Source organism: Anaerobacillus sp. ABD4_527, assembly GCF_056160805.1.
This window is the reverse complement of sequence record NZ_JBSWXZ010000002.1, coordinates 754,670-773,755: the sequence shown is the minus strand read 5'-3', so window position 1 is coordinate 773,755 and position 19,086 is coordinate 754,670. Positions and strand designations below refer to the sequence as shown.

The 19,086-nt window shown below is 40.7% G+C and carries 22 protein-coding genes and 1 pseudogene; 7 read left to right on the top strand and 16 right to left on the bottom strand.

The genetic code is table 11. The features are described from left to right. Nucleotides 1-17 precede the first annotated feature (17 nt). Together argH and ACXAHI_RS16250 are read right to left on the bottom strand one after the other, a co-directional pair. On the bottom strand, nucleotides 18-1,517 hold the full coding sequence (gene argH / locus ACXAHI_RS16255; RefSeq protein ID WP_474849621.1) for an argininosuccinate lyase: 1,500 nt from the start codon (nucleotides 1,515-1,517) through the stop codon (nucleotides 18-20). 71 nt (nucleotides 1,518-1,588) lie between these two features. Beyond that, complete coding sequence (locus ACXAHI_RS16250) at nucleotides 1,589-1,792, bottom strand: hypothetical protein (RefSeq protein WP_474849619.1); 204 nt, start codon at nucleotides 1,790-1,792, stop codon at nucleotides 1,589-1,591. Nucleotides 1,793-1,993: 201 nt separating this feature from the next. Here ACXAHI_RS16250 and ACXAHI_RS16245 point away from each other — a divergent pair, with 201 nt between their 5' ends. Both ACXAHI_RS16245 and splB read left to right on the top strand, forming a co-directional pair. Further along, entirely contained in the window at nucleotides 1,994-2,230 is a 237-nt protein-coding gene (locus ACXAHI_RS16245; protein WP_474849617.1) for a transcriptional regulator SplA domain-containing protein, read from the top strand. A 29-nt stretch (nucleotides 2,231-2,259) separates the two neighbouring features. After that, a complete protein-coding gene (gene splB / locus ACXAHI_RS16240; protein WP_474849615.1) occupies nucleotides 2,260-3,288 on the top strand; it encodes a spore photoproduct lyase in 1,029 nt (342 codons plus the stop codon). A gap of 278 nt (nucleotides 3,289-3,566) precedes the next feature. On the opposite strand, the gene ACXAHI_RS16235 is transcribed toward splB, so the two are convergent. The 7 genes from ACXAHI_RS16235 to ACXAHI_RS16205 form a co-directional block, all read right to left on the bottom strand. Further along, entirely contained in the window at nucleotides 3,567-3,956 is a 390-nt protein-coding gene (locus tag ACXAHI_RS16235; protein WP_474849613.1) for a sporulation protein, read from the bottom strand. A 3-nt stretch (nucleotides 3,957-3,959) separates the two neighbouring features. Further along, on the bottom strand, nucleotides 3,960-4,130 hold the full coding sequence (locus ACXAHI_RS16230; protein WP_474849611.1) for an FbpB family small basic protein: 171 nt from the start codon (nucleotides 4,128-4,130) through the stop codon (nucleotides 3,960-3,962). A gap of 259 nt (nucleotides 4,131-4,389) precedes the next feature. After that, entirely contained in the window at nucleotides 4,390-4,662 is a 273-nt protein-coding gene (locus ACXAHI_RS16225) for a YkvA family protein (protein ID WP_474849609.1), read from the bottom strand. Between the two features lie 254 nt (nucleotides 4,663-4,916). After that, nucleotides 4,917-5,831 carry an AEC family transporter gene (locus ACXAHI_RS16220; RefSeq protein WP_474849607.1) on the bottom strand — a complete coding sequence of 305 codons (915 nt, stop codon included), beginning with the start codon at nucleotides 5,829-5,831 and terminating at the stop codon, nucleotides 4,917-4,919. A gap of 119 nt (nucleotides 5,832-5,950) precedes the next feature. Continuing rightward, entirely contained in the window at nucleotides 5,951-6,247 is a 297-nt protein-coding gene (locus tag ACXAHI_RS16215) for a hypothetical protein (RefSeq protein WP_474849605.1), read from the bottom strand. A 106-nt stretch (nucleotides 6,248-6,353) separates the two neighbouring features. Beyond that, nucleotides 6,354-6,680 carry a DUF3889 domain-containing protein gene (locus ACXAHI_RS16210; protein WP_474849603.1) on the bottom strand — a complete coding sequence of 109 codons (327 nt, stop codon included), beginning with the start codon at nucleotides 6,678-6,680 and terminating at the stop codon, nucleotides 6,354-6,356. Nucleotides 6,681-6,875: 195 nt separating this feature from the next. Beyond that, the gene (locus tag ACXAHI_RS16205) at nucleotides 6,876-7,358 is read right to left on the bottom strand and encodes a CBO0543 family protein (RefSeq protein WP_474849601.1); all 483 of its coding nucleotides are present in this window, start codon (nucleotides 7,356-7,358) and stop codon (nucleotides 6,876-6,878) included. Nucleotides 7,359-7,582: 224 nt separating this feature from the next. Here ACXAHI_RS16205 and ACXAHI_RS16200 point away from each other — a divergent pair, with 224 nt between their 5' ends. Then, nucleotides 7,583-8,980 carry a DUF2254 domain-containing protein gene (locus ACXAHI_RS16200; protein ID WP_474849599.1) on the top strand — a complete coding sequence of 466 codons (1,398 nt, stop codon included), beginning with the start codon at nucleotides 7,583-7,585 and terminating at the stop codon, nucleotides 8,978-8,980. Nucleotides 8,981-9,298: 318 nt separating this feature from the next. On the opposite strand, the gene asnB is transcribed toward ACXAHI_RS16200, so the two are convergent. Together asnB and ACXAHI_RS16190 are read right to left on the bottom strand one after the other, a co-directional pair. Beyond that, the gene (gene asnB, locus ACXAHI_RS16195) at nucleotides 9,299-11,212 is read right to left on the bottom strand and encodes an asparagine synthase (glutamine-hydrolyzing) (protein ID WP_474849597.1); all 1,914 of its coding nucleotides are present in this window, start codon (nucleotides 11,210-11,212) and stop codon (nucleotides 9,299-9,301) included. Between the two features lie 385 nt (nucleotides 11,213-11,597). Next, nucleotides 11,598-12,188, bottom strand: coding sequence for a peroxiredoxin (locus tag ACXAHI_RS16190; RefSeq protein WP_474849595.1), 591 nt, complete (start codon nucleotides 12,186-12,188; stop codon nucleotides 11,598-11,600). A gap of 181 nt (nucleotides 12,189-12,369) precedes the next feature. Between ACXAHI_RS16190 and ACXAHI_RS16185 the strand changes: the two genes are divergently transcribed. Then, nucleotides 12,370-12,648 carry a hypothetical protein gene (locus tag ACXAHI_RS16185; RefSeq protein ID WP_270181399.1) on the top strand — a complete coding sequence of 93 codons (279 nt, stop codon included), beginning with the start codon at nucleotides 12,370-12,372 and terminating at the stop codon, nucleotides 12,646-12,648. A 257-nt stretch (nucleotides 12,649-12,905) separates the two neighbouring features. After that, entirely contained in the window at nucleotides 12,906-13,082 is a 177-nt protein-coding gene (locus ACXAHI_RS16180; protein ID WP_270181398.1) for a hypothetical protein, read from the top strand. 30 nt (nucleotides 13,083-13,112) lie between these two features. Here ACXAHI_RS16180 and ACXAHI_RS16175 read toward each other — a convergent pair whose 3' ends face one another. Both ACXAHI_RS16175 and ACXAHI_RS16170 read right to left on the bottom strand, forming a co-directional pair. After that, nucleotides 13,113-13,337 (bottom strand): hypothetical protein, encoded by a 225-nt coding sequence (locus ACXAHI_RS16175; protein ID WP_474849592.1) that lies wholly within the window; start codon nucleotides 13,335-13,337, stop codon nucleotides 13,113-13,115. Nucleotides 13,338-13,483: 146 nt separating this feature from the next. Beyond that, the gene (locus ACXAHI_RS16170; RefSeq protein ID WP_474849590.1) at nucleotides 13,484-14,587 is read right to left on the bottom strand and encodes a histidine kinase N-terminal domain-containing protein; all 1,104 of its coding nucleotides are present in this window, start codon (nucleotides 14,585-14,587) and stop codon (nucleotides 13,484-13,486) included. A 470-nt stretch (nucleotides 14,588-15,057) separates the two neighbouring features. On the opposite strand from ACXAHI_RS16170, the gene ACXAHI_RS16165 reads away from it, so the two are divergent. Continuing rightward, nucleotides 15,058-15,462: a TipAS antibiotic-recognition domain-containing protein gene (locus ACXAHI_RS16165; RefSeq protein ID WP_474849588.1), complete on the top strand. Its 405-nt coding sequence runs from the start codon at nucleotides 15,058-15,060 to the stop codon at nucleotides 15,460-15,462. A gap of 379 nt (nucleotides 15,463-15,841) precedes the next feature. Here ACXAHI_RS16165 and ACXAHI_RS16160 read toward each other — a convergent pair. Both ACXAHI_RS16160 and ACXAHI_RS16155 read right to left on the bottom strand, forming a co-directional pair. After that, a pseudogene (locus tag ACXAHI_RS16160) lies at nucleotides 15,842-16,732 on the bottom strand (alpha/beta hydrolase); the annotation flags it as partial. A 141-nt stretch (nucleotides 16,733-16,873) separates the two neighbouring features. After that, the gene (locus ACXAHI_RS16155) at nucleotides 16,874-17,299 is read right to left on the bottom strand and encodes a GNAT family N-acetyltransferase (RefSeq protein ID WP_474849586.1); all 426 of its coding nucleotides are present in this window, start codon (nucleotides 17,297-17,299) and stop codon (nucleotides 16,874-16,876) included. Nucleotides 17,300-17,420: 121 nt separating this feature from the next. Here ACXAHI_RS16155 and guaC point away from each other — a divergent pair, with 121 nt between their 5' ends. Then, entirely contained in the window at nucleotides 17,421-18,404 is a 984-nt protein-coding gene (gene guaC / locus ACXAHI_RS16150; protein ID WP_474849584.1) for a GMP reductase, read from the top strand. A 104-nt stretch (nucleotides 18,405-18,508) separates the two neighbouring features. Here the strand turns inward: guaC and ACXAHI_RS16145 are convergent, their stop codons facing one another. Beyond that, nucleotides 18,509-19,003, bottom strand: coding sequence for a hypothetical protein (locus ACXAHI_RS16145; protein ID WP_474849582.1), 495 nt, complete (start codon nucleotides 19,001-19,003; stop codon nucleotides 18,509-18,511). Nucleotides 19,004-19,086 lie beyond the last annotated feature (83 nt).

The window sequence follows — 19,086 nt, the reverse complement described above, 5'->3', positions numbered from 1 at the left end:
GCCTGTCACCACCCGTTTCATGTCGAATGCCGTTTGTTTTTCAACTGCTGCTCTTTTTCGTTTAGACGTCCCTTTATCTTCTCACACTTATCGTGATGTTTCTTCAATGCAGTTCTTCGCACTTCGATCATTCTCTTTACTTCAGTAGGATTTGGTCCTCCTCTTACGCTTCTCCTGTGAACAAATTCTTCAGGACACACGATCCCTTTCCAATCTTCATCTGAAAGAACCACTGTTATCCTTATTTGCGCTTTTAACAAGTCGTTTACTTCTCCTACGTTCCAATCAGCTAACTCACGATTTTCATCAACACATTTTCTAGCTAAATGACTCGCAGCTTTATGAGCGTCACGATAGGATACGCCCTTCTCTCTCGTCAATACATCGGCGAACTCTGTAATCGTAATACAGTGGTGAGACGCTTCGGAACGCGCTCTTTGTTTATTTACTTCCATCGTCCTAATAACGGCATTCATCAAGCGATACACTCGAGAGGCTTTATCGAACCCTCGATAAAGATGAGGCTGAAGATCGTCTTCCGTATCGACGATATCTCCATATGGCGTGTTGTGAATCATCTGAATCACACTTAGCGCCTCACCTACAGCACTACTAGCAATCGCACGAGCATGCTCGATCGATACGGGATTTCGTTTTTGCGGCATAATGCTGCTAACTTGCACGTAAGGTGCTGCAACGCGTAAGATGCCCACTTCAACCGTAGTAAGCCTTAGGAAGTCTTGTATCCAGCGACCGGTATTCGTCATCGATGTTAAAATGGCAGTAGCAGGATCGAGTAAATAATCAACGCCACCGATCGCATCGTATGAGTTCTCTATCACACCTTCAAAACCTAACAATTCACTAACCCGCTCACGGTTGATCGGAAAGCCAGTCGTCGTAATCGCCGCTGCCCCCATAGGGGAATGGTTTATGGTATGAAACGCATCCCAAAACCGATTTAGATCACGCTCTAGAACATCGTACACTGCTACTAGGTAATGCCCGAGGGTTGTTGGTTGTGCGGGCTGTGTATGTGTATGAGCAGTCATTACTGTATCAACGTGGTCCTCTGCTTGCTGAATAATCGCTTCTTTAATTGAAATCAAATCACCGATGAGCGAAAGAATGTGCTCACGAAGCACGATACGGTACATCGCTTCACCCATATCGTTTCGACTTCTCGCAATATGCATCGCGCTTGCTAAATCCGGCCCAATTTCCTTACTTATCGTGGATTCCATCATGAAGAACAGATCTTCAAATTCTGGTGAATAGGATAGTGAACGTACATCCATCTCCTCAAGACGATTCACGCAGTCAAGGATCACTTTCGCATCTTGCTTCTTAACGATTCCTTGTTCAGAGAGCATCACAACATGAGCTCTATGAATTTGAAACATCGCATGAAATAGATAATCACGCTGATCTTCGAACACATATGTCAACAGCGCCTCAACATACGTCTTACCAGGAAAGACGCTACCTTCTTTTTTAGTGAATTCTTCTTTGTTCATTTGGTGCCTGTCACCACCCGTTTTTACTCATCATATGTCGAAAGAATAAAAACGGGCATTGAGCTGTTTGCTCAATTGCCCGTTTTGTTGTAGTTTTCTTTTTTCCATACATAATACGCTTCGTGGTCGACTTCCCTTACCCAAAGGCTGTGTTTTGGTACAACCCGATCAGAAACTTTGTACCATACGCCACCTCGCACTCTCCTGTATAGCTTAAATCGCGACAAGATCTTTTCATCAAGTGAAGGCAGTAACTTCTTAAGAAACTTCAGCATACCTCCACGCACCTCCTTCATAATGGCTCAACAGAACACAATATGTAAGAAGGAATGAAAAGATGTTAAAAAAAGGCCTTCGACCACCTTACAATTTCACACTGCGCATCATATGGAGATAACAAGAATTACCAACCGTTTTTTTGCAACAATTTCCTCATATTAGGAACAATGAAGGTAGGAAAAAGGAGTGAATGAAAAATGAATCTCAACGATCCAACACAATACCAAGCGGGAGATATCGTTTATGTGATGTATCGAAATCCACATACATACGACGTCGCAAACATCCAACAAGCAGCAGTCGTGAACGATCCCGATCATCCAGGTGAACTTGCACTCTTTCTGTATGAAACGTATTATCCATTGAATTCAGATATTGCAATTTATCATTCAGAAACAGAGGCACAGCAAGCTTTCGATATGTATTTCGGATAGTAAAACCACATAAGGAAGGAGGAACTGTATTGGTTAAACCGTTTGTCCCACAGCTCGTTTATATGGAACCCCGCGCTACCGAATATCCCCTCGGTCGTCAGTTAAAGGAAAAGTTTACGAAGATGGGCATCGAAATACGTGAGACAACTTCTCATAACCAGGTAAGAAACCTACCTGGAGATAACCATTTCCAGCAGTATCGAGTGGCAAAGTCAACGCTTGTCGTTGGAGTTAGGAAAACGCTGAAGTTCGATACGTCGAAGCCATCTGCAGAATATGCCATTCCGTTTGCTACAGGATGTATGGGTCATTGTCACTATTGCTATTTACAAACGACGATGGGAAGCAAACCTTACATTCGAACGTATGTGAATACAGATGAAATCTTTGATGCGGCTGAGAAATATATGCAGGAACGTGCTCCAGAACAAACGAGATTTGAAGCATCGTGTACATCTGATATCGTAGGGATCGATCATCTAACGCACACGTTAAAAAGTGCGATCGAGTACTTTGGGAAATCAGAATACGGAAAGCTTCGTTTTGTAACGAAATTCGCACATGTTGATCACCTTCTCGACGCGGAACATAACAAAAAAACAAGGTTTCGTTTCAGCATGAACGCAGACTATGTGATTAAATTTCTTGAGCCTGGTACTTCAAGACTCGATGAGAGGATTGAAGCAGCAGCAAAAGTCGCTGAAGCAGGATACCCACTCGGTTTCATCGTTGCACCGATCTACCTTTATGATGATTGGAAACAAGGCTACCTCGAGTTGTTTGAACAACTCGAAGCAAAACTACCGAAGAAGGCTACAAAGGACTTAACGTTCGAACTTATCCAACATCGATTTACGAAACCTGCCAAGCGCGTTATTCAAAAGAACTATCCAATGTCAAAGCTTGAGATGGAAGAAGAAAACCGCCAGTGGAAGTGGGGAAAATACGGAATCGGTAAGTATGTCTACCAAAAAGATCAGCAAGAAGACATGAAAGAAACGCTTGGAGGCTACATCGATAAGTTCTTCCCCGATGCAAAACTCGAATACTTTACTTAAGGGCGGTACCTGTCACCACCCGGTTTAGGTCGAATGGTGTCGATGGCAATCTTAGTTGGATTGTTATGAGTGCACTCAATATTGAGCGCACTCATTTTTTGTTTATGAAGGATACGATCGTTCCAGACCTGAACGCTGTGGCTCTCTTTATCACTGGAGTGTCGCAGAATTTACGGAGAATGGAGAAACAGAAAGAATCTGATTATGGAGCAATGAGTTTCGTGACAAAATAGTTTTCTGACCAAATTAAAGAGGAGCACTCAGCCCCTCTTTTTCTACTATGCCTGAATCGCGATCTGATCCTGATCCACACTCTTAACACCTTCATTGAACACAAGACGTGTTGAAAACTTGTAAGATGTACGCTTTTCAGTTTCAGGTATATTTTCAGGAATTCGGAAAGAAAACGGGATCGTGACGCGTTGCTCTTTCCGTACATCTTTTACCGTTAAAATTGTTACAGAATCAACGATTCGAGACGTTTTTTCAGCATGATTAACGTAAATGAGATCACACTCTACACGTTTGACTCGTTGTTCGATCGTCCCACCGGTGATTTCAAAAATACCCGTCACGAGTTCACCTCGTTTGAAGTTTAGCTTCTCAAGGACAAGATCGATTTTAGCCGCTCCAATCCCTAACAAACACATCGATTTTCTCAGGAGCACGTGCTACTTCCCTCCTTTAACAACCGATTTTCTGTGAAAACGATCATACTTTTCATCAAGCTGACGATCGATACGGTCCATTTCTTTCTTGTCATGCATCAAATCTTCTTTATTTTGTTTAACAAGTTCTTTAAATGAAAGTGATTTATTATGTGAGTATAAGTTTTTCCTCATAATGATCTCCCTTGCTTCATTTTTTATTTTGATTGGGCTCGAGCAACAACTTATCATTCAATAAAAAATGACCTTTACCACTGTGGTAAAGGCCAAATAAAAGACCTTTACCGTTTGGTAAAGGTCTTGCTAACAGCTAGTGCTGCCAATAAAGCCGAGAGCATCGCGCTCTGTCCTGACGACTTTATTGTAAAAGCTACTCCCCTTTAGGAGAAACGATAAATTGTTATCTTAATCTTATAGAATTTATGAAATAGTGTCAATAGTCAAAATCGTATTTCTCTTTTAATTCATCTGGGGCATGTTTCACGATTTGGTGAAGAATGAATGTCAGAATCATAACATCATCCACCATTCCAAAGATACTGAGAAAGTCTGGTATCAAATCGAACGGAAGAACAACGTAACCAAGGATTGCGAGTAGTGAAATCCATTTCCTCTTACCACCATGACGCGTAAAGTACTCAAACAAAAACGGGAAAAACTTCTTCACTTTAAAAAACAGCCTTGCTCGTTTTACGATTGCAGTCATATTTTTCACCCCTTTCAACCGTACAGCCAAATCAAAAATAACCTTCGCCATATATGGCAAAGGTTATTCATGAGGAGCCCTTTACCACATAGACGGTAAAGGTCTTGCTAACAGCTATTCGCTGCCAATAAAGCCGAGAGCTTCATGCTCTGAAATGACGACTTTACTGTAAAAGCTACTCCCCTTCGAACGTTCGTTTGTAATTCTAACTTTAGATCACGACGATTGATTCGTCAAGTAAAAAGTATTGAGCGTTAAAATAGCAGTCTGCTGACAGAAATAACGCCGGTTACGGTCACCATGCTGAAAACGGTGGACGCAAGTACGATTTGAGCAGACAGCTCAGGTTCGTTCCGATATTCCTGTGCAATGATGGCGCTGTTAACGGCTGTTGGCATCGCAGATGATATTAAGAGTGCTTGTGCGGTCACACCATCCATACCAAGAGTATAGATCAGCCCGAGTGCGATCACTGGACCTAGGATCAAACGAATAAACAAACTCACGTACACAACAGAAAGGTTTTTTGCAAATTTAAGCTGTGCGACCTGAGCACCAAGCGTCACTAGCGCGATCGCAACCATGGAATCTGCAATATAATCTGCTGGAATCAAGATGAATTCCGGCACATCTACGTTTGTTACATTGAGACTTATTCCAAAAACCATCGCATAAAGAACAGGCATTTTGAAATAGCCAATAACCGCACTCAGCTTGTTGCCATCAACGGCTTTTAACGCGAAGATACCCCAGGAAAACGTTAAGATGTTCTGAAAAGTAAGGATGATAACCTGAATCGACATTGCGAACGGATCATGTTTAAAGACAAGGTCGTTTACTGGGACACCGTAATTTCCTGAGTTATAAAACAAAATGCTGTTCGTGAAGGATGCTCGCACGCTCTTACTGTATCGAAACACTTTACTAACGAGTAGAGAGATCACATAGAGGAGTACAACGAAAAATGAAAAAAACGACAGAACAGAGATGAACAGCGAAAGAGAAAACGTTGTTTCGTAAAGCTTTAAGAAGATAAAACCAGGTACGATGAAATAAATATTCACTTTCGCTAACGTGTAGAGATCTAACCGAAAGATTCGGTGAAGCAATACACCGATTCCGATCAAAATAAATACTGGTACAATAATATCGATGAAAACACCAATCATGCTAAATCCTCAAATCTATACGATGTGAATTTCTGTAAAGTTTTATAATAACAGAATCACGTATAGAAATCTTTGCCTATGCTTGTTCATCCTTGAACAAAAACGTGTAAGCTTGACGTTCACGCCATCAACGCCTTTGCCTCCCTCACCAGCTTATTCACAGCTTTTCGGTTTTCCCAAAGCATCTTTTGAAGTTCCTCTATCGATACGAACGTTTCTTCCTTATCACAATAGGATTTTCCCTTACCATGTACGGAGTAAGTCGCTTCATCATATTTCATCACCGTCCATTGTCCATCCCGATCGCTGTCTTTAAAAACGATATAATGTTTTCCCCCGGTTGAATCATAGTTCGCAATTTTGTTGAAGGTCATGAGCAGCTCTTCAATGTCTTTCTTACTTCTGATTACATTCATTCCTCTCTCTCCTTTGTTCCTAGAAGGTTTAGATAATAATTCCCTCTAAAGGCAAAAATCCCTTCTTTACCACATGGAAAAAGCAGCTGTCTCCAGCTGCTTCTCATTAAAACTCTTCTACATCATCGAAGTATACGTCGATCAATTCTTTCTTTTTATCGTTTACGAGTACGTATACACGAACATTCTTCTTCATCCCATTGGATTTTAAGGTGAAGTCGAAATTATATTGATGCCTCTCATCAGAAATAAACACCTTACCATCATACGTGTATTCCGTAACACTTTCCTCTGGATATTGCTTTTTTGTTTCTTGAATCGCTATCTTTCCCCATTCCGCATAAGAAGGTTGCTGTGCACTTGCAAAAGGCCCTTGAAACAATAGTGCGAGACCTATCATGAGGCTCAGGCACCAGGTAACTTTTTTGTACATAAGGTGTACCCCCACTCTTTATTGGTATGGAGATAGTATTTAATACTTTGGCGTCATTCATACATTCGTGACACATGCATCAGGTTGCTCGTCCAAGCCAATTTAACTTCCTGGACATACTCTATAAGTAAGGTAGATGGTTCCCCTTTCTTCAATAATCCGGTGGAACGAATTTGAAAAGCACGCTAGAGCATTCTAGTGTGTTTCTTTTTGTTCTTGATCAGGCAATTTACTGATGAATTGTAAAAGACATCGAATTATGACAAAAAATACATAAACACTTATAAAGGTGTAGTACCATTTCCACGTATTGTACTGAACTAAATCTGTAAATTTCTCAAATAAAACTTCAGTAATGGTGAGGATCGACGTATACATAAATCCTTTTAAAAGGTAACCTTTAAACGAATAATGATACGTTGTTTGATAATAATGGAGACTTAATACAGGAAAAAGTACGAGTTCGAACAGAGGGCTGCTATCAAAATAGGGAAAAATCGTAACGGGATAGGACAGCATGCCGCTTTCCACGACCATCACTCCGAGAATCAGTGCAAAATATCCTGTAATAAAGAAGGCAAGTAGCCAATCCTTTATCGGAGGCTTGCGCAAACTATAGAAAAAGAACAAGAGTCCACCTACAAACATGGCATAAAGGATGACTTTTTCGGCTCCCATTTTTTCACCTACTTTACCAGCTAAGATTAAGAATGATGATTCACGTCTTACTTTTTCCGGAATGCGCCTCTTTTATCCATCCTTAACAGTTAGTGGTTACGCGTGACCAAAGAAAGTATCACATTTGCCCTTTTAAGTAAAATATATAAAAAACAGAATTCGAGTTTTACCAATGTACCCCAGGGGAAAAACGCTATAGACAATGGTAGAAGGGAGTCGCAGTCATGTTAAAAAAATTCCTACCCTGGCAGCTGCGCAAATATTTTGATATGCCGAAGAGCGTGCGAAAGCATGAGCTTCAATCCACTCTTTGGTATATGCCAGCTATCTATATTATTTGCTCAATCTTATTCTCTATGCTCACCCTATACCTCGATTTATCAGTCGAGCTATCGCGATTCACTCCTGAGCTCATGCATGCAAGCACACAACCGACAAGATTACTCGTAAGTTCGTTGATCGGTGGAATCTTAACACTGAGTGCTTTCACCTTAAACTCCGTTCTCGTTGTGTTAACAACATTTAGCGGTCAGTTTTCACCGAGAATGCTTCTTAACTTCGTTGCAGATCGAACCACACAACACTTTGTCGGAATCTTCCACGGAAGCTTCGTGTATGTACTTATTACGTTCCTATTCCTAACTAGCCAGTCTGAAGAAAATTTTGTTGTCATACCTGCAGTTACATTCATGCTAGCTTTCATTACCGTGATGACGTTCATCCTATTCATCAACCATGCAACGAGCTGGATGCAGGTACATAACATCGCCACAAACATGAAGAATGAATCTATCTCGATCGTGAGGAAATCACTATCCGAAGAGCTTGAAGAATTCAGAAGTGAAACACCTGTTACCTTTGATAAAGAAGAAAGAATCAATGAAAAAGAAGCGTGTTCCATTGAATCAGGCTACATTCAATTGATTGACTTTCGAAGTATGATTGAAGAAGCAAGGAAAGACCGCATTGTGATTCAGCTGCAGAAAAAAGTTGGAGATTACGTTTTAAGAGGCACTTCCCTTTTTACTTTTTGGGGAGAAGGTGCAAAAGACATCAACGTGAAAAAATATCATAAATTTCTTGAAGTCGGTTATAAAGAAACAGAGATTCAAGATATTAAGATGGGCATGACGAAGCTCTCTGAGATCGGAGTAAAGTCACTTGGTAACGACGACCCTAAAACAGCAATCACCATTATTCATCAGATGGCTGACTTGTTATTAGAAGTCGAGAAAGACATCACGTTCACTCCATACCTCGCTGATCATGATGGATGTGTGCGAGTCATCATGGAGTCTGAGAACTTTAGCTATTATTTGTACCGTGGATATGGTTACATTCGTCACTATGCTGGTGAAAATTATCTTATCATCTCAGAGATCATCCTTGCACTGAGTCTTGTTGCACAATCGATCTCTAAGGACAAGTTGAAACAAGTTTGGGAATTTGGTAAGAACACCATGGATCACATCGATGAAAAACTCATTTATGATCTGGATCGTGATTACTTACTTGAAAAGCTTTATAGCCTCGCCTATTACACGGGTCACGAAGATGATTTCCACCAAATTGAGAAACGGTTTGGTGAGAGCGGTTCAGAGGGACATAAAATGGAAAATTAGAAATATGAAAAAGCCTGCCAACATTGTGGCGGGCTTTGCTTATTGGGAAGAATGTGATCAATAAGACGTATGAAATCCCCTTTGCTTTCCTGTCCTCCAACTCCAGTCTGACCAGGGAAGTCCACACCGGTTTCGCTGATATAATTGAAAATTCGCTGATAAATGCTGCCCATTCGCTGATATAATGAAAAATTCGCTGATAACTCGGCATATTTCGCCGATAAATTCAGATTTTCGCTGATATCAGCTAAATTCCACGTTCAGTTAGCGGCTACAAAACAAAATAAGCCTGCCAACATACTGGCAGGCTCTGCTTTTTTAACGAAAAGCCGCTATTTTGCTTTCGATCTCATCTTCCATCTGCAATTCTTCAAACGAATAAATCCGTTCTACAAAAATTTGGTGCCAAAGCATGAAGACTAGAACCGTCCAAATTTTTCGGGAATAGTCGCCTTTCTTCTGAACGTGAGCTTCCAATAAGTCCGCAACGACTTTTTTATCGATGAGATAATCGGTCTCACTAACGTGGATCAGCTGCTTTGCCCAATCATAGAGTTCGTTTCGAAGCCAGTGTCGAATCGGAACTGGAAAACCAAGCTTTTTACGGTCGAGGACATGGTCAGGAACAATGCCTCGAGCTGCTTTTCTAAGAATTGATTTAGTCGTTCCGTTCGCGATTTTTTCATGCACTGGAATTTCACTCGCGACCTTAAAGACTTCTTTATCCAAAAAAGGAACGCGTAGCTCGAGTGCATTTGCCATCGTCATCTTGTCAGCTTTAAGAAGAATATCGCCACGGAGCCATGTTTGAATATCGATATACTGCATTTGATTCACTGGATGATCTGATTGAACATTTTTATAAAACGGTTTTGTGATCTCTTGATACGTTTCTTTCGGATCGTAGGTTTGAAGCAGATTTTCTTTCTCTTTTTCCTCGAACATCTTCGCGTTGCCGATATAGCGCTCGGAAAGTGCCGTTGAACCTCGTTCTAAGAAGCTCTTTCCTTTCATTCCTTCTGGTAACACGGTCGCAACTTTGTTGATCATCTTTTTCAAACTAGTCGGAACTGGTTGGAACATGCGAAGCGCTTCTGGTTCACGGTAGATGTTATACCCACCGAATAACTCATCCGCTCCTTCTCCTGAAAGGACCACGGTTACATGCTTACGAGCTTCTCTCGCGACGAAATACAAAGGAACGCACGCGGGATCAGCAAGAGGATCATCCATATGAAACATAATCTTCGGGAGCTTTTGGATGTATTCTTTGGCAGATATCATGTAGGAATAATTGTCTACATTCAACTTGTTTGCCGTTTCCTTCGCAACATCTACTTCCGAATACCCGTCTCTCTCAAACCCTACAGAAAACGTCTTGATGTTCGGATTAACTTGTTTCGCCAGAGACACAATAATAGAAGAATCGATACCGCCAGAAAGGAACGAACCGACAGGCACATCACTTCTCATATGTACATTCACTGAATCGATGAGAACATCTTGGATACGTTTCGTCCACTCTTTCTCATCCCTGTTAAGAATCGGGTTGAATGTCGCATGAAAATAGCGATGGAACTGAAGAGGTTTGTCCAATTCTTTTACAAAATAATGACCTGGCTCGACCTTTTTTATACCGTCTGTGAGTGTCATTGGCTCCGGAGAGTACTGAAAACTTAAATAGTGTTGAAGCGCTATTGGATCCACTTCTTCAAAATCCTGCAGGAGCGTAATGCTTTTCTTTTCAGAAGCAAAGATTACATCATGATCTTTTTCTTTATAGTAAAGAGGTTTTATTCCAAATGGATCTCTCGCACCAAAAAGGGTATTTTCATGTTTGTCCCATATCAATATAGAGAACATTCCGCGCAAATCAGCGAACGAATCGACACCCTTTTCCGAGAATAACGCGATGATTACTTCTGTATCAGATTCCGTTTGAAACGTTTTGCCATGCTTTTTTAACTGCTCACGAAGCTCTACATAGTTGTAGATCTCCCCGTTAAAAACCATCCAATACCGTTCGTTCTCGTAGTGATAAGGCTGATGTCCAGATTCAATATCAATGATGCTTAGTCTCCTGAACCCTAACGAAACATGATCATCGGTATAATAGCCTTCATCATCAGGACCTCTATGAGCAATGACCTGGTTCATTTTCACTAGATCAGATTGTGAATGATAGTTTGATTTTCCTGGTTCTGTACGTAGAACACCTATAAAACCACACATAACTATAGCCACACTTTCTTTGGGGTAGTAACACAATTGTAACATTTAAGTAATGGTTACGTAACAGTTGAGCGAATATTTTGGTAAAGCCGTTCTATTTTTACTGTAGAATCGATTACGTCATAACAGCACATAATCAAAGAGTTGTATGTAATAAGAATAAACGTAGGTTGAAGATTGCTGCATCGTTCAATTCCAATTTCAGTAATGATTATCCATTGATATTCCAACTATTACTTCTATTAAAGCACATTCTCACCGAAATTTGTCCCTTCTTTTGACCCAAACCACCGTATTAGGAAGATAGTCTCATCTAATCTCTTAATTCTTTTCACACTCTCTTCACATAATACAACGAAAAAAGCAGCAAAATAGTTCGCTACTTTTATTGTTCACCAATATTTTCTGTTGTGATCGTGATTCCCTCTTGACCAGGCGACCAATTTGCCGGGACACCTTTTCCTGTTTTTTTATGGTACTGAAGAGCATGAATAAGTCTTACTAACTCGAATGAATTCCGGCCTACCTCTGGAGGATAGACCATTTTCGAGCGGATCATACCAACAGGATCGATGATCACTGTTCCACGTAAAGCTGTTCCTGCCTGTTCTTCTAATACGCGATATGATTTGCTTATTTGATGATTCCGGTCACTAACAAGAGGATACCGGACTTTTGCCGCTAAAGGAGAAACTTGTGTAAAAACTTTGTGAGAATAAACACTATCGGTACTAATTCCTAACACATTCGTGTTGATCGCTTTTAATTCAGGATAACTAGCAGCGACCGCTGCTAACTCTGTTGGTCAAACAAATGTGAAATCACTGGGATAGAAAAAAAGGATGACCCAGCTACCGCGATAATCTTCTAGACTAACCTGTACGATTTCTTTTTTGATGGGATCGTAAGCAGTTGCTCGAAATAATGGCGCAACATCGTTCGTTTGCGCGCAAAACGGCAGGCTCTCCTCTGACATATCCACTCTCCACCTCTTTTCACATGCCCTATATCATATGAGAACCTCACTTAAATCATTCGTTTCTTTGTATGATCAAAGACAATGTGATTGACAATAATATCCTGCTTTTTTTAAGAGTAAAATCTTTTTCTATGGTGATATTAAGAATCGATTCCATCAAATTTAAGGAGGAAAAGATATGAAGAAGAAAGCTTTAGTATTAACGATGGTTGCTGCTCTTTCTACAGGCTCATTAGCAGCTTGTACGCCAGAGCAAGACGATATGAATCAACAGCCTGAAGATGTGAATTACGATCCAGTTCGTTACGACAACAACAGAGATGACGACATGGACAGACGTCACATTCGCCAGCCGGGCGAACGTGATACTCCAAACAATATGGATGAAGAAGAGCCAGATTTGGACGAAGAACCGTCCGAGCAAAGACGCCAGGACAGACGTGACCGTAACTACTAGAACTCACATCAGCTTCTGTACATGAGTGCAGAAGCTTTTGCATGTATTTTTCTACATAAAAAGCCCCTCTTAACGAGGGGGGAGAGAATAGGCTATTGTTCATTATATGATCGGTGAGATCTATGTATTCCTCTAAAAGATGCAAGCGCTATCTAACCTGTCACCATCATTAAAGGGTAATTTCCCCTGATTATTAGGAATGCGAAATAATTTATGTTATCATAGTATCTACTCTAAATGGAAAAGAGGGGTTTTACGTGGAGGTAGAGAACGATATTATACTCCCAGAAATCGGTAGTGACGTACAAATAGGTAGCCGTAAAGCGAAGGTTATCAGCATCTTAAACAACACGATCGTAGCCGAATGGCATGAAGTATCTGAAGACGAAGAAAAACGTGTTGTTGCGAAGCACGACGAATATACGATTCTCTAAATTCGAAAAGGACAGGCTCTGCCTGTCCTTTCAGTTTAGCCGCCCGTTTGGTTGAGATGCCTCTTTCAACTCTTCATACGCTTTTTCAAATTCTTGATACGTACTCTTTCCATAGGCATTCCGGTCGTTATCGAACAGTTCTTTAAACGCGAATGCTTTTGCGTCGTCTATCGTGAACCCCCTGGCATTCATCACTAGGTTGAAATAAGATACGAAATAATGTTTACTCATCTTTCCTGCATTTTTAGTGATCATCGTTTCCTCCGTTAGCTTTACGATTAAAATCGATGGGATCGATTAACCTCTCTCTACTTTATATAAAATACCCGTTCATCATTATTTTCACACGAAGAAAAGCCATTTACTTATCCCTCGTAAATGACATCCTTGTTCACATTAGCTTAACAAAGAGGCAACGTAATGGTAAACGTTGTTTCATCTTCATCGGATTTACATGAGATCTGACCGTTGTGGTTCTGGATGATCTTTTGACAAACATAGAGACCGATTCCTGTGCCAAGCTCCTTCGTCGTATAAAACGGCTCAAAGATCGTATCGAGTTTTTTCTCAGGTATCGCTGGTCCGTTGTTCGAAATATGAAGCTTCATCTCACCCTTTAGCTTCTCACCAAATAGGTTGATCTTCCGGTTTCTTTGGATTTCCTTAAGAGCATCGATCGAGTTCATTACGATATTTAAAAGAACTTGACGGATCTTATCTTTTTGTCCGAAAATCCGTAAACCTTTAGGTATGTTATTCGAAATGTGAACATCCACGTCCACTACGCTTGGGTAAATGAAGTCGATCATATCATTGAAGACTTCACCCAATTCAAACTCTTCCTCTTCCACTCCATCGATTTCCTTCTTCGAAACGTGAAGGAATTGAGAAATGCGAAAGTTCAGCTGTTTCAATTCATGCTCAATCACATCAAGATACTTCATTTCGGGATTTTCTTTCCTAAGGATGGCCACGAAACCCATGATGGCTGTTAATGGATTTCTAAATTCATGAACAAAACTCGAAGACATCTGTCCCAAAATCGATAGCTTTTCTTGATGAGTTTCATCTATGTATGAAATCTTCTCCTGTAACTCATCACTTTTGATCTTCGTATATTCCGTTACAGCATGATAGGCAAACGTATCGAACAGGTCATTAAACGACTGAAGGATCGGTAGAAGATCATCAGAAGAAACATCCGATCGCGTCATATGGTCAAATAACACACTTCTCCCTAAATTTACATTATAAATAAAATCCCCGATGTTGATATTCGCTTCAACTCGTTCCCTTGCTATTTGCTTCGCAAGTTCAGCGATCTTATTTTCATCGATCGGATCAACGATATTCGTTCTAACAAGTTGATACATTAGTTTTCCATTCGCGACTACCTTATCCTTATAAATATCATCGTCAGAGATTCTAACTCGACGTTTCCAGCTATTAAGATATTCGTCTAGGTTTTGGTCGAGGTAGTCTACTAATTGATTTTGTGCAATCATAACCTCATCCCTCATTTATTTATAGTAAAAGACGAAAATATACAGAACTTTCTTACTAGTATAACAATGATACCGAAATGTTGAAATGATCAACTCAAAATAGACTTTTCATCTGATCATGAATGAACGATCGCTTTGTACTTAAAAACATTTTCGCCCCAGCTTACACGCTACGCTTACTATTCGTAAAAGTCCATTCAACCATAGACCATGTTTAGCCTAGCACTTCTATATCTCATAACAATCGTCTGGAATAAAAAACGATGTCATTATTGAAGTTATTACAATCGACCAGCTATCATCATAAGTTTACATCAATTCTGAAAAGAAATCTGTGCATTTCCGAAAATTTTATTCTTTAACGTACCACCCGTTAAGACAATGATTCGGAAAGTCATACTCCCTGATTCCCTAGAATATATTTTAAAATAACATTCTCTTTCTCCTTAAGGATGGAAGGAGGTCGTATTATGGATAAAAAGGGAAGGTTTGAAGCGATTGCGTTCTTTCGCAAACAGTATGGTAACCAGAAGATGAGGAAAGCTCGCATGAGTCAATTGAACCATTTATCAAATAGTGAAAAGAAAGAATTGCAGGCCGCACTTGAAACCATTTACAAAAAACTCGCTAGTCTAACGTCGATACCGCCACATTCGATTGAAACGCAGAGCATCATCGATGAATGGTATCATTTCTTATGTGATTATTTTAACGGCTCGTACACTCTTGAAGAATTCTACCGACTTGGAGATCTTTATGTAAAGGACGCTCGATTTAAACGAAACATCGACAAATATGGAGCAGGTTTAGCTGAGTATATGCAAAAAGGGATCGCATGTTATATCGGCGTTGAACCAAATGAAACAACGGGATAATCCGTTGTTTCATTTTGCGTTATGGCATCTAAAGTGTGAGCAATGCATTGACAGGAATCGGATCTTTCGAACTAACATGTAAACGACTCTCTGTTCTCTTCCCCTTCTTAATCAGAAGATACTCCACATCTCGTAGCTCGTGAGGCACAAAGTTAACCGTGTACGTACGAAGAAACTCTTGAGAAACAACAAGGCAAGACATTTGTTTAATCCGGACAACGGACATATGGTGTTCGATTGACGTCGATGTGTCTGGTCTCAACAAGTGACTAATGTGTTCAGTCTTCTCTTTCAGCTTAATGTGCCCTCTCCCTTTCAAGATGATCAGCGAGTAATCATTGAAAGAGGGATACGACTTCTCTTCCTCACACGATCGTCCAAGTTTTTTTGCAAGAAGCGGCAAACTCTTATACAGCACTTCGTTATGACTACCTTGAAAGATGTGTTTATCACCTTCGAGCGAAAACACGCTGCTCAGCGTCGCATTTCCATCTCCGAGCTCTGTTTTCAACGAATTCGTCACTTCACCGTCTATCCAGATATCCGGTGAATCAGACGGTTCAACCTCCAAATACCGTATGGTTTCTTCACCAATCCCTCCAATAAGTGTGATTGGAATATGCCTTTTCTTCATCACTTCTCTCTTATTGTTTAAGCGATCAAGGAAGTTGTTCTTCGTATTCATCGTTTGATATGGGACGACACCAAATTCTCCATCGTTATTTTTCATAAAAAGGTAATTCCCATAAGCAGCCCCTGGCGTAATATCTTTCAGTCCTTTAAAAAATTCATGAATCGCATCAACTCTACTCATGTTCGTCACCCTCGGTAAAAGCCAGAGGTAAGCATCCATATAAAGGCGGACAAGGTTGACTTTCTCTCCTGGTTCTCCAGGTAATGACCCACCGGTCCAATAACTAAAATTAGGAGGTGATCCAGCATTCGGTGTACACATCATGATAAGCTGACTCACATCGAATTTGTAATAGTTGCTTTCGACATAAGACCGACTCACTAATCCACCCATACTATGACTTATGATGACAACCTTTTTCTTGCCCGTAATTTTCTTCGCATGTTGGATCGTATCGTACAAATACCGCCTCGCTGAATGCTCGATCGGTTTACGCCAATCGTAATAGGAGACGAAGAAATTCTCTCCTTCTTTTAGACCAAGTTCTTTTTCAAGTAACTTTACGAAAGGTTTGTACACAATTCCTGCGAGGCCAAAGTGCCAGTCTCCTGTGCCTGGAATGATCTCGTCGCCCATCGAACCAAATAACCCAGGTACAAACACTACCGGAAAATCACCTATCGACTGCTGTTGAATAGCCGTCCTCTCCCTTCAAGCAGGACTCGTAGCGAATACTAGTAAACTATATTCGGTTTGGACGAGAATAATAACTTGCGCCTAGAGCTTTTTATAAAATCCAGTTGCACTTCCTACAAACCCACACCGCTCATAAAACGCATGCGCGTCGATTCGTTCAGGACGGTTACCGCTATTCAATGTCACCAACGATGCTCCGTTCTCTTTCGCCCAACATTCTGCAAAGTGGAGAAGGGATTTTCCGATTCCTGTTCCTCGCGCATGTGAGTCCACGACAAAACCGTTTATCCTAATATACGAGTCGCTACTTTCATACCGATAACAATGCATAAAACCGATCATTCCTACTACCACATCACCTTCAACATAAACATAAGTCTGGTAGTGCTGGTTCTCAAACATAATGCACATCCTTTTTTCCATATCCTCAACGCTCGTCGGATACCCGAGTTCTCCCATCAAATGTGCGAGTCTTTTCACATCACAACTGTTTGCTTTTCTAATCACAATGATTCCTCCTATCGCTGAAATATGTTTTGACATGGAAACCTTTGTCATGTACATTAAGTAATAGACGAACGATATTTTTAATACTAACAAAGATTATTCGTATTTAGGGGTGTGTATAATGGAAAACGTGTTTGATTATGAAGATATTCAATTAATTCCTGCTAAATGTGTGGTTAACAGTCGCTCTGAATGTGATGCAACGATCACACTAGGTGAGCATTCGTTTAAGCTTCCAGTCGTTCCTGCCAACATGCAGACGATCATAGATGAAAAAATCGCTACTTATTTAGCCACAAATGGCTATTTTTATATCATGCATCGCTTTCAACCGGAGCGACGCCTGTCCTTCGTGAGTGATATGAAAAAGCAAGGACTTATCTCTTCGATCAGTATTGGCGTGAAAGAAGAAGAATACCGTTTTGTCGAGCAGCTTGCTGAAGAAAATTTGGTCCCTGACTATATCACGATCGATATTGCACACGGACATTCTGAAGCTGTGATCGATATGATTAAACACATCAAAAAGAACTTGCCACACAGTTTCCTCATCGCCGGAAACGTTGGTACACCAGAAGCAGTCAGAGAGCTCGAGCATGCTGGTGCTGATGCAACGAAGGTTGGAATTGGACCAGGTAAAGTATGTATTACGAAAATCAAAACTGGATTTGGTACAGGCGGATGGCAACTAGCCGCTCTTCGCTGGTGTGCGAAAGCTGCAAGCAAACCGGTCATCGCTGACGGTGGAATTCGTACTCATGGTGATATCGCAAAATCCATACGCTTCGGTGCATCGATGGTCATGATCGGCTCACTTTTCGCTGGACACGAAGAATCCCCTGGTGAGACAACAGAACGTGATGGAAAGCTCGTCAAAGAGTACTTTGGATCAGCATCTGAATTCCAAAAAGGTGAGAAAAAGAACGTTGAAGGCAAGAAAATGTTCGTAGAGCATAAAGGTGCTCTTCACGACACCCTTATTGAAATGGAACAAGATCTGCAATCCGCGATCTCTTATGCAGGTGGTAAGAACCTTGATGCTCTCCGCCACGTTGATTATGTGGTTGTGAAGAACTCTATCTTTAATGGTGACAAAGTATACTAATATCATAGAAAGCCACACGATGAGGTGTGGCTTTTTTCATGTTTCGAATGAATGGTTTCTTTATGCCGGCTTCATCCTTACAGCCCTAAAACAATAAGTTGAAATCAAGAAGGCGTTTCGTTCACCCAAATCTTCCATTCTTCATACTCTTCTAGTTCCGTCACAATATGATAGTTGTCAGATTCTTCGACGTTACTCTCGTCAATGTCACCTTTTACATAACCAACGCTATATCCATCGTCTTTGCTAAGAAACATTCTTTTAAACGTACCAATGTCATCAGATGGTTCTTTCATATTCGTGATCAACCCTGCGCTCCACAAATTTTTGTCACGATCAAAGTGAACTTCTGCAAGCCATATTGCTTCTTCTGTATACGTTCCTTTCAGAAAAACTAACGCTAGCTCGTCATTCACTTTATAGGTTTCATAAAAACGTTCATCTTCTATTCGGTCGTATGTTTTCACAGCTTCTTCAGGCGTATTCTGGCCTCCTTCTTCCCACTGAATGCAAGCAGGCAGCGTGAAAAGTACAACTGCAATAAGGATCATTCGAATATGCATGGTTGTGCCCTCCCCTTGTAGCATGTACTTAGACATACGATCCCCCCTCCCATAAAGTTCCATCTCTCCTAAAAAGATCTCTTTAGTTAGTGCAATATACCCACCTTTCTCTAAACCGT

Excerpts from the sequence above, each read along its gene's own strand:
- argH (WP_474849621.1), bottom strand. The coding sequence starts at position 1,517 with ATGAACAAAGAAGAATTCACTAAAAAAGAAGGTAGCGTCTTTCCTGGT.
- ACXAHI_RS16250 (WP_474849619.1), bottom strand. The coding sequence starts at position 1,792 with ATGCTGAAGTTTCTTAAGAAGTTACTGCCTTCACTTGATGAAAAGATC.
- ACXAHI_RS16245 (WP_474849617.1), top strand. The coding sequence starts at position 1,994 with ATGAATCTCAACGATCCAACACAATACCAAGCGGGAGATATCGTTTAT.
- ACXAHI_RS16230 (WP_474849611.1), bottom strand. The coding sequence starts at position 4,130 with ATGAGGAAAAACTTATACTCACATAATAAATCACTTTCATTTAAAGAA.
- ACXAHI_RS16225 (WP_474849609.1), bottom strand. The coding sequence starts at position 4,662 with ATGACTGCAATCGTAAAACGAGCAAGGCTGTTTTTTAAAGTGAAGAAG.
- ACXAHI_RS16220 (WP_474849607.1), bottom strand. The coding sequence starts at position 5,831 with ATGATTGGTGTTTTCATCGATATTATTGTACCAGTATTTATTTTGATC.
- ACXAHI_RS16215 (WP_474849605.1), bottom strand. The coding sequence starts at position 6,247 with ATGAATGTAATCAGAAGTAAGAAAGACATTGAAGAGCTGCTCATGACC.
- ACXAHI_RS16210 (WP_474849603.1), bottom strand. The coding sequence starts at position 6,680 with ATGTACAAAAAAGTTACCTGGTGCCTGAGCCTCATGATAGGTCTCGCA.
- ACXAHI_RS16205 (WP_474849601.1), bottom strand. The coding sequence starts at position 7,358 with ATGGGAGCCGAAAAAGTCATCCTTTATGCCATGTTTGTAGGTGGACTC.
- ACXAHI_RS16200 (WP_474849599.1), top strand. The coding sequence starts at position 7,583 with ATGTTAAAAAAATTCCTACCCTGGCAGCTGCGCAAATATTTTGATATG.
- asnB (WP_474849597.1), bottom strand. The coding sequence starts at position 11,212 with ATGTGTGGTTTTATAGGTGTTCTACGTACAGAACCAGGAAAATCAAAC.
- ACXAHI_RS16185 (WP_270181399.1), top strand. The coding sequence starts at position 12,370 with ATGAAGAAGAAAGCTTTAGTATTAACGATGGTTGCTGCTCTTTCTACA.
- ACXAHI_RS16175 (WP_474849592.1), bottom strand. The coding sequence starts at position 13,337 with ATGATCACTAAAAATGCAGGAAAGATGAGTAAACATTATTTCGTATCT.
- ACXAHI_RS16170 (WP_474849590.1), bottom strand. The coding sequence starts at position 14,587 with ATGATTGCACAAAATCAATTAGTAGACTACCTCGACCAAAACCTAGAC.
- ACXAHI_RS16165 (WP_474849588.1), top strand. The coding sequence starts at position 15,058 with ATGGATAAAAAGGGAAGGTTTGAAGCGATTGCGTTCTTTCGCAAACAG.
- guaC (WP_474849584.1), top strand. The coding sequence starts at position 17,421 with ATGGAAAACGTGTTTGATTATGAAGATATTCAATTAATTCCTGCTAAA.
- ACXAHI_RS16145 (WP_474849582.1), bottom strand. The coding sequence starts at position 19,003 with ATGTCTAAGTACATGCTACAAGGGGAGGGCACAACCATGCATATTCGA.